Source organism: Photobacterium kasasachensis, from assembly GCF_050336885.1.
Taxonomy (GTDB): domain Bacteria; phylum Pseudomonadota; class Gammaproteobacteria; order Enterobacterales; family Vibrionaceae; genus Photobacterium; species Photobacterium kasasachensis.
This window is the reverse complement of sequence record NZ_JAKJSH010000030.1, coordinates 1-11858: the sequence shown is the minus strand read 5'-3', so window position 1 is coordinate 11858 and position 11858 is coordinate 1. Positions and strand designations below refer to the sequence as shown.

Sequence of the window (11858 nt, the reverse complement as noted above, 5' to 3'; positions counted from 1 at the left end):
TACTCTGAATTTACATGAAATATAAATAGCGTAAGGAGTGGTCATGAATTCATTCATAACCGGCGCAACTGGATTTATCGGATCTCAACTTTTAAGGCGTCTGGCTAAGAGACCGGGAGATATCTACGTACTGTCATTTAGCGAAGCATGCGAAGAAAGGCTTCAGTCTCTCATTGAAAAATATCAACTTCCCAAAAATAAGTTTCATAGTTTCCGTGGGTCGATAACCGAACCGAACCTGGCACTCTCTGCCGACAACATCAAATTGCTAACAGGTAAGATCACTAACTTCTACCACCTTGCAGCAATTTATGATCTTGAAGCAGAAGAAGAAGCAATGATGCGTGCCAATATTAACGGCACAGAAAATACGCTCAGACTGGCAGAACGTATTAACGCAGGTTGTTTCCACTACGTCAGTTCTATCGCTGTCGCCGGTCAATTCCGTGGCTGGTTCCGCGAAGATATGCTGGATGAGGCAACTGGTCTTGATCATCCTTACTTCGCCACCAAGCACGACGCGGAAAAGTTGGTCAGAGAATCGGCAACGATCCCATGGCGTGCCTACCGCCCGGGTATTGTTATTGGTGATTCAGTCACCGGTGAGGCTGATCGTGTCGACGGCCCCTATTACTTCTTTAAGATCATTCAGCGCCTGCGTCGCTCGCTACCAGAGTGGATGCCACTACTAGGGCTTGAAGGTGGCCGACTGAACCTGGTACCGGTCGATTACGTTGCTGATTGTATCGATCATATCTCTCACAAGGACAATGTTGAGGGACAGTGCTTCCACCTGGTGGATCCTGATCCTTATCGCGCCGGCGAAGTCATCAATATGTTTGCCGAGGCAGGCCACGCCCCTAAGATGGCAATGCGTCTGGATATGCGCCTGTTCCGTATGGTACCAAATCACTTCTGGAGCCAGCTTGGCCAGCTTCCTGTCCTCAAGCGTTTCATTGATGCAATTAGCCAGGAAATACGGGTCCCTAAAGATGCGCTGGGAATGTTTAACTACCCGACTCAGTTTGATTGCACCAACACATTGAGTGCACTGTCAGACAGTAACATCAGTTGCCCTCGCCTTCCGGATTACGCCAACAACATCTGGGACTACTGGGAACGCAACCTTGATCCTTCGCTTCACGTTGACAGACCCCTGAAAGGTTGTGTCGACAATAAAGTGATTGCCCTGACGGGTGCATCATCAGGTATTGGCTATACCACAGCACTGAAACTGGCCGAAACAAACGCCACGCTGGTGCTTATTGCCCGTGATCTGGAGCGCCTGCAGCAAACCCGTAACGAAGTAGAGCGCCGCGGTGGCCGCGCATATATCTACCAGTGTGATTTAAGCAAAGATGAACCTAGCCAAAAAGTGCTGGAAGAAATCAAGCGTGATCACGGCAAGGTTGATATCCTGATCAATAACGCCGGACGTTCAATCCGTCGTTCAGTTATGCACTCCACTGAGCGTCTGCATGACTACGAACGTACCATGCAGATCAACTACTTCGGTTCGCTAAGAATGATCCTGGGACTACTGCCTGAGATGGTCGAGCAACGTGCCGGACATATTATTAATGTCTCCTCGATTGCCGTTTTGACCAACCAGCCACGCTTCTCTGCCTACGCGGCCTCGAAGTCTGCACTGGACTCATTTACCCGTACCGCCGGTGCCGAGCTGTGCGGCCAGGGGATCAACTTTACCACTATCAATATGCCTTTGGTGGAAACACCGATGATCGCTGATCACTACCGGAAGGCTGAAGGTGGGATCCCGCTGCTGACATCCGAAGAAGCGGCCGACCTGATTGTCAAAGCAATCATTGAAAAACCTAAACGTATTGCAAACCGTCTTGGTCTGTTTGCTGCCTTGGTCCATGGTGTTTATCCGAAGATTGGCGAACTGGTAATGAGTACCGGCTTTAACATGGCGCCTGAATCTGATGGCTTGGAGCATGATTCAGATCCAAAACAAGATAGCGCCGATGTGATGGCATTATCTAGCATCATCCGTGAAATACATATGTAAGGGAACACTATGCAAGTTACAGCCATTCATGACTACAAGGAAAATTTGGATACCTTGCTACGTTATTTCAGTGAAGACGACCTCATCACTGACAAGTACCTGAAGTTGGGTGCCAGAAATGTCCGAGTCAATAAACTCGAAGAAACGGATGACGGCTTCATTGTGGAAACTCAGCGCGAGGTTCCAGCCAACGTACCCGGTGTACTGAAAAGTCTTTTGGGCAGCTTTAATACCATAAAGCAAACAGAAAGCTGGCACTGGCAGGAAAATGAGCAGCTATTATGTCATATGGATGTCGAAATTATTGGTGTCCCGGCAAAGATCTCGGGCCAGATGATGTTCAGCGAACCAACAGACCGTACTGGGGTATCAACCCAGAACGACGTGTCGGTTACTGTTAAGTCATCCGTCCCGCTTATTGGCAGCACGTTAGTCTCTTTCATCTGTGATGATATCAAAGCGCAGATGCAAAGTGAGTACGAGTTTCTGTGTGAAACACTGCCACAGCTGGTTGCAGAGGACTAAAAACCGCCGCTGAGATATGTGTAGCTGCCAGTGTTACGTTGCTTTTTCACCAACACTGCGCAGCTACCCTAGCAAAACAAGGAAGATACAATGAAAACCCGCGACAGGATTTTATTAGTTAGCCTTGACCTGTTTAACCGTGACGGTATTGCACAGGTAAGCACACTGATTATTGCGACTGAAATGGGGATCAGCCCGGGTAACCTGTACTATCACTTCAGGGGCAAGGACGAAATAATTGCGACCCTGGTAACCGAGCTGCAAAACTCACTGGTTACCATCAGCAACGAGTACCCGAAGCAGGTAAAAGATTTTGATGACTATTGGCCATTTATGCACACCATTATGGCGTTATTCACTCACTATCGTTTCCTGTTTAGGAACCTCGACAGCCTCAACAGTCAGAGCCCGCAAATCAAGCGTAAAATACGGACACTGATCTTAAAGCTGCGCCATCTAAGCAATGACATGCTGGCACACCTTATCAGTCTTGGTAAGTTAAAGTGCGATGAAAAAAGCCTGCCTTTGCTGGCCGATAATTTATTGCTGGTCAGCCTTAACTGGCTCAATTACCAAACGTTGCTGGATGACAAATACAGCGAAACTGAATTGATCAGAGCTGGTGTTCTTCGCCTGATATCGATGGTTGAACCTTATTTGACCGAATCAGCCGACTCACCGTTTTATACTCACCAGGATTTGCTGGACGAACTCGTGAGCTAATACGGCTTCCGACAAGATAACAACGAAACAATAGCGCCTTAATTATTACGGGCGTTATTGTTCTTCTTTATCAGCTAAGTAAAAAATAGCCCCCACCTCGCTTACACGCACATTTTGCGTCACTTTATTGACAGATAGTAGCTCAAAGTATCTCTTTGTAAATCAAAGCAATATGCATACGACTTTGTATGCGTACACCATTCGGCAAGAAACTTTGATAAATGTATAAATTTTGTATGATCAAAACATAAAAATGAGTGACATCGAGTCTGATTAATTATTTAATGTCTTAATCGTTTTGTAAGATGTGTCGCCTATGGCAAAAACCCTGGCATGTCTGAGTTGGATATGTACTTTTCCGAAGGTTAATCGCCCCATGTTTAAAAACGCTATGTTCATAGCTGCCATTAGTTTGTCTTTTGCCAGTCATGCCAACACACTGCTCATAGAAAGCGAAGCGGAGCAGGTTAAGCAAATAAAAGCTAAATACAGCAACACAGCTGAACTGAAAGAGCTAACCAAGATCAGCAGCAGCATTTTTACGCTTTCCTCTCGTATTGAAGAACAGAAATCAACGATTGTTAAAGATAAGCAGCTATACCAGGAATATCAGCGTCGCCTCAGCGAGGAGATGTTATCGGGGACTGAAGAAAAAACCGACTATTACTTCGCGGAAATGAAAAAAACCTCTAAAGAGATTAAGCTGAATCAAGAGCAAATCAAGCTAAATACTGCTCAGATCAAAAAGTACAATGATAGAATCGTCTTGCTGAACAGCTCGCTCAGAGAGTCGAAAAAACTTTACAATGATAAACTTCTCGATATCAGAGACAGCGTAGTCACCAGGCTCAAAAAAGAGTTTGCCAACCCTATTCCGGTATCTGTTTCAGGCAAACTGCAATGCTCCCCTTACCAATCTATCCGCGCTTGTTTTGAAAGCAAGCAAACAACATCCAAGCTTATCAACGATGCTGTAGAAACACGTTTTGGCCAAATCGAGATCACCAGCACCACCAACAATTTCAAGGTCGATTCGGCCACAATGGATTACGATGGCAATGTCGAGTATAAGGCCAACTTCAACCTGTTCGTCCAATACAACGAAGACATCGATGCGCAAGTTGTCAAAGAAGTGGGTGTTGAATCCTTCGATATCGTTCTTCTGAGCAACAAGCCCGCCAGCTTCTACCTTGACGGGCTTCCTGTCGGAAAAGGACAAGAAGTCAGCGTGAAAGTATCAAAGGGCAAATACGCCGTACTGGCTAAGTTTGAAGGTCATCAGGAGTCAACAATACAAGATATCTCGATGCCGGTTAGCCTGACGTATAACTTCTAGGTAATTCGTTGAAAGAATATCTCTACTTCTGATAAGTCGCCTCAAAGGCACGTTGTGCAACTTCAAGCGACTTCATCAAATCATCAACGTCCCTGGACTCACCAGATACAATCGCTATTCGAAGTTGGCTCTGGTGAGCCTTTACAACTTCCCGGCACTCATATCGTTTGATAAGAGTTCTCAGCCCGTTAGCTTGATCTGAATATACCTCAAATGAATTCATCTCCGCCCTCCGACATCAGGCATGACAAATAAATGCTCATCTCTAATCAGATATGGCAACTTTTTCTAACCAGCTACCAAATGTTCTTATTATAAATTAGGTCAATACTCGCAATAATGCACAACAATTACGCACCTAACACAAAGAAACATACAAAATACTGATGGTTGATGTATAGGGTTGGTTACAGATGCAATACTAACCGCAGCATATCCTTATGCTGTATACCCATCTCATAGATAGGCTCATCATAGTTATCAAGAAAGAAGTTCTTTAAAATCGAATCCACCCGAAAACCCAGGCGCTGATAGAAGGCAAGTTGATAGCCAAAAGTACCGGTACCTAGCTCAATACAGCTGATACCCCGCCGCTTTTCCGATTCAATCACAAACTGCAGAAATGCCTTCCCTACTCCCTGGCCTTGTCTATCGGGACTCACCGCAATATTAAACAACTCAATTTTGTTATCGTCTTTATTTCTATCATCATGAACATTCAGCACGCAGACGGCGACAACCTCGTCGTTGCTGACTGCAACATAGCACCGCGCACTCTTTAGGTATTTTGTCACATTCGCTTCAGAGGGATCTGCTTCTAGCAGCAGATACATCGGTGCATTTTGGGGCTCTATTTGTCTGAAGCTCAACATACTTATACTCATCACTTATACCCAAACTATCAAGCAACGACTAACCAAACCGAACATTGCGGTTTTCTTTCATAAAACGAGATAGACCAGTTAAGTTTTCTATAGTTGCGACAACGCCTCGCGGTCAACCTTTCTTAGCTTGCTCACAACTAGCTGGTATGACTTATCGGCCAAATCCACCAACATAGCATCGTTAACATCGCTGCTTAACGACACAGTTATCCAATGGCGTTTATTCATATGGTAACCAGGAATAATACCCTCGAACTGACTGACCAAAACCTCGCCATCGGCTGGCTGGCACTTATACGTAACCTGAGGGACACCTTGGTGAATGGCCACCAGCGCAAACATTTTTCCCATCACCTTATATACCAATGCCTCAGGGCCAAACGGATAGCTGCCCTCAGATCCCGGAAATTTTCCCAGATATTCTTCTAGCTCCTGCTGTTTCACAACTTCTCCTCATTACTTGGTTTTAGGTTCAACCGCTTTTAATTCAATACGTTAACAAATGCCAAGGTTGCAGGCCATCTGCAATCTGCAAACCCTGAAAACCCGTCACATTCAGCATCTTGAAATCACTCGGGTATAATCGGCAATAACTCATAATGTGCCCTAACTCGGCTTTACACAATCATGACTTGCACCGGCAATCAATAAAGTGAACTATTATCCACTTTGTTAAGAAGCCCGAGCAGCCACTGTACGCTTGGGTAGAACGTTTTCCATCTACGCCAAGGAGTCATTGTGGGTAGAGTGTTATTACTGGCTTTAGCCTTATGGGGCGCAGGCAGCGCCATTGCATCAACAGATAAAACCAATCTGGATCCGAGCAAAATTCAAACAGCCTCTGTCAGTACCTTTGTTACCGATCTCAAATCTGGTGAAACCTTGTTTCAAAAAAATGCTGATATCGTTATGCCAATTGCATCGATCACCAAGCTGATGACCGCCATGGTCGTGCTGGATGCCGATCTATCCCTTAAGGAGAAAATCACTTTCGACAAAACCGATAAAGAGCGTATCTATAACGGTTATTCACGCATCCGAATGGAATCTCAACTCAGCCGCGGCGAAGCCATTCATATTGCCCTGATGTCATCCGAAAACCTTGCCTCTGCAGCACTGGCAGACAACTACCCTGGCGGCTATAGTGCTTTTGTCGAGGCCATGAATGCCAAAGCCAAATCTCTGGGAATGACTGATACCCGCTTTGTGGACAGCTCCGGCCTTAGCCCAAAGAATGTCTCGACAGCAGCCGACATCAGCAAGATGGTAAAAGCGGCATACGATTATCCTGAGATCCGCAAGTACAGCACCACCCCGGTTCATACCGCATATTTCAAAAAACCGCGATACAAACTGGGATATACAAACACCAACGCCCTTGCCCGCGGTAAAAAGTGGAACGTCGAACTGAGCAAGACCGGTTACCTCGATATTGCCGGCTATTGCCTTGCGATGGTTACCAGTATCGATGGCAATAAACTATTGATGGTAATGCTTGATGCTTACGGCAAACTTACCCCTGTCGGTGATGCGGGAAGAATTAAAAGATGGATCCAGACCGGAAATAGCGGCAAAATCTCTGACTCAGCCAAGCATTACCAACGCACCAAGTTAGCTGAACTAACCCAGTAGCTCTATTTTTCGATGTAACTCAGAAAATGACATACAAGTGCACAAAAACAAACAAGTACGCATAGGCATCCTAAACTATCCCGGTTGCCTTCAGTCTGCAGTATTTGGCCTGAGTGAACTGTTCTTGCTGGCCAATCGCATTGGCCAGCAAGAAGACTCAAACATACAGTTTGAAACCAGCATCATCCAGTCTATTGACAATCAACTGCCGCATTATCAGGTTCTTGTTATTCCTCCTAGCCTGGACGAGCAAGCCTATCAGGCCCCACCGGCGGATCTTTGCGAAGGGATTATCTCCGCCCACCAGGCGGGGACTATTATCTGCTCTGCCTGTGCGGGGGCTTTCATCCTAGCCGCTACAGGGCTTCTCGATGCCAGGGAAGTCACGACGCATTGGGGGCTGGCAGATAAGCTATCGACCCGCTTTCCGAACCTTGTACTTAACAGCGAGAGAATTCTCGTCAATGACGGTGACATTATTACTGCCGGAGGGATTATGTCATGGGTCGATCTGGGACTGGAGTTAGTTGCCCAGTTTTCACACCCCAGTATTATGCGTCAGCTTGGAAAAAGTATGGTAGTCGATACGGGTGAGCGGGAGCAGCGTTACTACAGGCGCTTTATCCCCAAGCGTGGGCATGGCGATCAGACCGTGCTGCAAATACAGCAATATATCCAGGTTAACTTTCATCGGTCAGTTTCAGTCGCCAAGTTGTCTGAAATGAGTTTTCTCACAGAAAGAACCTTCTTGCGCCGCTTTGTTAAGGCAACAGGGCTAAAGCCTATTGAATACCTACAAAGGACACGAATTCAGAAAGCCTGTGATTTAATCGAATCATCAGCGGCAAGTATTGAGTCTATTGCCAGCCAGGTTGGGTACGAAGATATCAGTGCCTTTCGGAAGATTTTCATCAGAATAACAGGCCTGACCCCGAGAGACTTTCGTCGTCGCTTTACAAGAGCGCACTAGCCTCGCTAGCTGGCTTTTTTTTGCTCAGACTTGGCTGATTTATATTTTTCGTTGATAAAGCCTGCCATGAGTTTGATTGCTTCCCGGGCTTCACTTAACTGGTAAAACAACGGGTAGACATGGGGAACTCCCTTCACCACATTGATAGTAACATCGCCTCCATCTGCGCCAATTTTTTCGGCAAGATTTACCGCATCATCCATTAACAACTCTTCGGTTCCTGCCGTAATAAAAATCGGCGGCAAGTCATGCAGTTTGGCATAGTATGGCGAAATGTCCGGATTACAGGGGTTCTGGTTACCGATATAGTTATTGCGCATCAACAACAGCGTACTCAAGTCAAAGAAAGGATCATCTTTGCACTTTTTAAAGGCTGATTCGCCAGTAACGGCCATATCCGATACCGGCGACATAAGTATCGCCCCAGCAGGCATAGGGAGATTAGCTTCTCTTAATCTGAGCAGCGTCGTCATTGCTAAATTCCCCCCGGCTGAGTCACCGGCCAATACGATTTGGTGTGGCAAATAACCTTGAATGAGCAGAGCGCGGTAGACGGCAAAACACTCGTCAGGGGCGGTGGGATAAGGGTTTTCAGGCGCAAGACTGTAGTCCACCATTAATCCACGAGATTTTGTCGCATTGGCCAGACGGCCCAAAAAGGCACCATGTATTTTGGGGCTATGAAAACAAAAACCACCCCCGTGGAAATACAAAATTATTTTACTGCCGCTGCTACGGGGCATATTGACCCAATCACAAGATATATGGGCAAATTTAGTTGGGATGACTTCCATCCCTTTTGGCGCCGAGATCAATGCACCATAGTTATCAATACTTAAAATCAAATCACGCATTTCTTGTGTGGTATTACAACCAGCAAGCCGCTGTCGCATGATCCGAAATAACACCTTATTGAAAGCCCTATTTCGCCAACTATCCATAAACGCCACCTTTATTACAATTCAGTAACAAATTTAGGATTAAAAATCCTGATTGGTCAACATATGGCAGAAAAACATTGCTCAATCTCCCAAACAACTGCGATTAAATATGTCCAAAATAACGAACATCGCTGTTTAAATCTGACTACGCCATACAATTAAAAAAGGTGCGCGTGCATGGCCCACGCGCAACCTAAAAGGCAAACTGCCTACAGACTGGGAAAGGCAGTTATGCCTAACAGGGTTACATTATCGTCTGGCTGGCTTATTGATCGTAACCCTGCGCTGGCAGTTACTCTGCTTCTGCCAACTTCTCAACCGCAACTGTCAGCTTGTCGATTTTTTCATCCATACGCTCAAGCTTCTCACGGTCAACGCCACTGAGGCGGTAGAAAAGGTCATTCATACCTGCTTCTACTTCATCAGTCGCTTTTTCTGCATTTTTACCAATGCATTCTTTAGCTTCAATTTCGACTTCTTTACCACGCTCTACGAGCTCGTCGAATACCTGGTTAGTTTTCTCATTGATTTGCTGCGCTTCTTCTAGGCTGCGGCTATAAAGACCTAAACCGGCTAGCCAGATGTTGCGTGCAACACCCTCACCACTTTCAACGACATTTTTGGCCGCTTTCACTACTGTGTTATCGCTCATAATCATATCCCCCTGCGCATTCACGCTGGATTGTCAAAATATCTATACAAACACCGATGGCTCACTTGCTATCTGTGCGTGTTCCCTACACCGCTTAGGCTTCAGTTGCCGGCTTTTTTTCCTCAACTGGCTTAGCGGCCACGGCTTTTGGCTTTACCGGCTCAGAAGTGGTTTTCTTCTCAGCCACTGGTTCTTTAGGTACCGGAGTTGCAGCCTTAACAGGCTTACGACGCGCAACGCTTGGTTTTCTTGTCCGCGTTGTGGCCGGCTTATCTGCAGACTTTGCGGTCGGTTTCTTCGCCGCAGGTTTCGCTGCCGGCTTCGCCACTTCTTGCTGACGAGCCAATAGCGCTTCAATGTTTGAAGTCAGTTGATCAATCTTGTCATCCACACGGTCAAGACGCTCATTATCAATACCAATAAGCTTCTGAACCACCGTGTGTACACGCTCTTCAATCGCTACCGAAGTATGACTGCGAGCGGTATGTACGCGCTCTTTGGTTTTAGATTCAACAGCTCGACCGCGTTCAATTAACTCATCGAATAAGCTTTTTCCTTTATCCGACAATTGATTTACTTCGTCTGCACTTTTTGCATAAGCGCCCAAACCAGCTAACCAGATGTTGTAGACCATAGCGTCACGAATCTGCTCTTTTTTAGATTCTTCCGCAGTCTGTTTAAAGATGCCCATGAGTGTGCCCTCCATATCTCTGTGACAACTTGTCAGCCAGTGGGTATTGCCTGACTGCTTAACAACAGAATATGAATTTCAATTAGAATGTTCTTACTAAAACAACAATTTATCGTGTGCTGGATCAAAAAATCGAACAACAATTCGGCAAGGTACAGGGGGAAGGAAAAAGAGCCCATCAATGGGCTCTATTTAGTGCAATAAATTCAATTAATTAGGAAGCAGCAACTGATCTAGCCGCTCAGAAATATGGTTTTCGATACTGGCCGAGAATAGACTGGCCGCAAACCCTAGTTTTAGTTCTATCGTAATCTTGCCCTCCTCGGAGTGCAGAAAGCCCCTTGCAGACGCGTGATTGATCAGAAGCTTATTCTCTTCCCAAGCCCAGGTGAGTCCATATTCCTGCTCAAGCTCTCCTGCGATTTGCTCCGATAGAACAGTGATATCATCTAAAGGAAAATCATGGTTACGTTCAATAAAAATAGTCACAAAGAAGCTCACTCGATTTAGTGTATTTACTCGGTTACTTCTTTTTAACATACCTGTGCACGATTTTCATTTCTGTGGTGAAGATCCAATAGTGAATAATCTATATCACTCACAAAATATTCAGTTTCCTGAACAGTTGTGTTGCCCACATCGCGCTGCCAACTGCAAGCCTCGCTCCCTTGACCGCCTGGCCGTACGGGCGATGCTCTGTCGGTGAAAACAATGCGCCAAGCAACAGCCCCATTCCGGCCACTTTCAGCACCGGAGCCTCAGCGTTTAATATGATGTAGCTGCCAGCCAAGGCAACCACACACTGTTGGAACTGCGTACATTCGACAGGCAACCCATGCGCTTCGCGAACAAACTGCTCGCAATTCTGGCTAAAAAGGTTATACGACCGGCCAACTTGCTGGGTGGCGTAATGGTAAGCTTGCTCTGGCTTTGCACTGGTAATTGTGCTCTCCACAATGTCCCTTCCCTCTGAAAACTCATCCAAGGTATCCAACTGAACCCGCCGTCTTTTTTTCGAATTATGAACCACACATCCATTGCCGTCCGAAATACCATAATGCCAATAAGTACTGCATCTGATTTTTAATACTGTCCCCTTAGGGTAATAGAATTCTGACATCTAAATTACTCCTATCCGCCCTTTACATTTCAACTTTCTAAGCTTGATGATATTTTCAATGTCTTGTTGTTCTTGCAAATTCTTTAGGTTCAACTACGCGCTTGAATGAAAGTACGTCTTATTAACGGTAAGTGTAATACAAATACTGACTGTCTCATGTCTAAGGTCAAGGATTGATGTGTCTCATTTCTAAGATATCTTTACTAAATAGCCAGTTACCTAGGTGATATCACTTTTTTGCTGCTATAAATATAAGGTAGTGTAATTCTTTTACATCAAGAAATTACAATAACGCATAAATGTACTTGGTCTGTAATAAATAAAGATATTACTATGAAGTATTATATTATTA

The 11858-nt window shown here is 45.5% G+C and carries 14 protein-coding genes; 6 read left to right on the top strand and 8 right to left on the bottom strand.

Annotated features, from left to right (window positions below):
* Positions 1-43: 43 nt before the first annotated feature.
* The 4 genes from L4D19_RS27505 (at position 44) to L4D19_RS27490 (ending at position 4616) form a co-directional block, all read left to right on the top strand.
* The gene (locus L4D19_RS27505) at positions 44-2032 is read left to right on the top strand and encodes an SDR family oxidoreductase (protein WP_428455048.1); all 1989 of its coding nucleotides are present in this window, start codon (positions 44-46) and stop codon (positions 2030-2032) included.
* 9 nt (positions 2033-2041) lie between these two features.
* Positions 2042-2557, top strand: a complete 516-nt coding sequence (locus L4D19_RS27500) for a DUF2505 domain-containing protein (protein WP_428455047.1) — start codon at positions 2042-2044, stop codon at positions 2555-2557.
* 90 nt (positions 2558-2647) lie between these two features.
* Complete coding sequence (locus tag L4D19_RS27495) at positions 2648-3280, top strand: TetR/AcrR family transcriptional regulator (RefSeq protein WP_160655532.1); 633 nt, start codon at positions 2648-2650, stop codon at positions 3278-3280.
* A 376-nt stretch (positions 3281-3656) separates the two neighbouring features.
* On the top strand, positions 3657-4616 hold the full coding sequence (locus L4D19_RS27490; RefSeq protein ID WP_428455046.1) for a hypothetical protein: 960 nt from the start codon (positions 3657-3659) through the stop codon (positions 4614-4616).
* 22 nt (positions 4617-4638) lie between these two features.
* On the opposite strand, the gene L4D19_RS27485 is transcribed toward L4D19_RS27490, so the two are convergent.
* The 3 genes from L4D19_RS27485 to L4D19_RS27475 form a co-directional block, all read right to left on the bottom strand.
* On the bottom strand, positions 4639-4839 hold the full coding sequence (locus L4D19_RS27485; protein ID WP_428455045.1) for a hypothetical protein: 201 nt from the start codon (positions 4837-4839) through the stop codon (positions 4639-4641).
* Between the two features lie 184 nt (positions 4840-5023).
* Positions 5024-5500: a GNAT family N-acetyltransferase gene (locus L4D19_RS27480; protein WP_428455044.1), complete on the bottom strand. Its 477-nt coding sequence runs from the start codon at positions 5498-5500 to the stop codon at positions 5024-5026.
* A gap of 87 nt (positions 5501-5587) precedes the next feature.
* A complete protein-coding gene (locus L4D19_RS27475) occupies positions 5588-5944 on the bottom strand; it encodes an MmcQ/YjbR family DNA-binding protein (protein ID WP_428455043.1) in 357 nt (118 codons plus the stop codon).
* Positions 5945-6238: 294 nt separating this feature from the next.
* Between L4D19_RS27475 and pbpG the strand changes: the two genes are divergently transcribed.
* Both pbpG and L4D19_RS27465 read left to right on the top strand, forming a co-directional pair.
* Positions 6239-7132 carry a D-alanyl-D-alanine endopeptidase gene (pbpG, locus tag L4D19_RS27470; RefSeq protein ID WP_428455042.1) on the top strand — a complete coding sequence of 298 codons (894 nt, stop codon included), beginning with the start codon at positions 6239-6241 and terminating at the stop codon, positions 7130-7132.
* A 37-nt stretch (positions 7133-7169) separates the two neighbouring features.
* Positions 7170-8102, top strand: a complete 933-nt coding sequence (locus L4D19_RS27465; RefSeq protein WP_428455041.1) for a GlxA family transcriptional regulator — start codon at positions 7170-7172, stop codon at positions 8100-8102.
* A 5-nt stretch (positions 8103-8107) separates the two neighbouring features.
* Here L4D19_RS27465 and L4D19_RS27460 read toward each other — a convergent pair whose 3' ends face one another.
* The 5 genes from L4D19_RS27460 to L4D19_RS27440 all read right to left on the bottom strand — a co-directional run bounded on the left by L4D19_RS27460 (position 8108) and on the right by L4D19_RS27440 (position 11506).
* Positions 8108-9043: an alpha/beta hydrolase gene (locus tag L4D19_RS27460; protein ID WP_428455040.1), complete on the bottom strand. Its 936-nt coding sequence runs from the start codon at positions 9041-9043 to the stop codon at positions 8108-8110.
* 292 nt (positions 9044-9335) lie between these two features.
* Complete coding sequence (locus L4D19_RS27455; RefSeq protein ID WP_160655553.1) at positions 9336-9695, bottom strand: phasin-related domain-containing protein; 360 nt, start codon at positions 9693-9695, stop codon at positions 9336-9338.
* Positions 9696-9789: 94 nt separating this feature from the next.
* On the bottom strand, positions 9790-10386 hold the full coding sequence (locus tag L4D19_RS27450) for a phasin-related domain-containing protein (RefSeq protein WP_428455039.1): 597 nt from the start codon (positions 10384-10386) through the stop codon (positions 9790-9792).
* Positions 10387-10596: 210 nt separating this feature from the next.
* The gene (locus L4D19_RS27445) at positions 10597-10875 is read right to left on the bottom strand and encodes a polyhydroxyalkanoic acid system family protein (RefSeq protein ID WP_338046936.1); all 279 of its coding nucleotides are present in this window, start codon (positions 10873-10875) and stop codon (positions 10597-10599) included.
* Positions 10876-10984: 109 nt separating this feature from the next.
* Positions 10985-11506 (bottom strand): lecithin retinol acyltransferase family protein, encoded by a 522-nt coding sequence (locus L4D19_RS27440; RefSeq protein WP_428455038.1) that lies wholly within the window; start codon positions 11504-11506, stop codon positions 10985-10987.
* Positions 11507-11858: the final 352 nt, after the last annotated feature.

Coding starts and splice junctions, on each gene's coding strand:
- L4D19_RS27505 (WP_428455048.1), top strand. CDS start 44: ATGAATTCATTCATAACCGGCGCAACTGGATTTATCGGATCTCAACTT.
- L4D19_RS27500 (WP_428455047.1), top strand. CDS start 2,042: ATGCAAGTTACAGCCATTCATGACTACAAGGAAAATTTGGATACCTTG.
- L4D19_RS27495 (WP_160655532.1), top strand. CDS start 2,648: ATGAAAACCCGCGACAGGATTTTATTAGTTAGCCTTGACCTGTTTAAC.
- L4D19_RS27490 (WP_428455046.1), top strand. CDS start 3,657: ATGTTTAAAAACGCTATGTTCATAGCTGCCATTAGTTTGTCTTTTGCC.
- L4D19_RS27485 (WP_428455045.1), bottom strand. CDS start 4,839: ATGAATTCATTTGAGGTATATTCAGATCAAGCTAACGGGCTGAGAACT.
- L4D19_RS27480 (WP_428455044.1), bottom strand. CDS start 5,500: ATGAGTATAAGTATGTTGAGCTTCAGACAAATAGAGCCCCAAAATGCA.
- L4D19_RS27460 (WP_428455040.1), bottom strand. CDS start 9,043: ATGGATAGTTGGCGAAATAGGGCTTTCAATAAGGTGTTATTTCGGATC.
- L4D19_RS27455 (WP_160655553.1), bottom strand. CDS start 9,695: ATGAGCGATAACACAGTAGTGAAAGCGGCCAAAAATGTCGTTGAAAGT.
- L4D19_RS27450 (WP_428455039.1), bottom strand. CDS start 10,386: ATGGGCATCTTTAAACAGACTGCGGAAGAATCTAAAAAAGAGCAGATT.
- L4D19_RS27440 (WP_428455038.1), bottom strand. CDS start 11,506: ATGTCAGAATTCTATTACCCTAAGGGGACAGTATTAAAAATCAGATGC.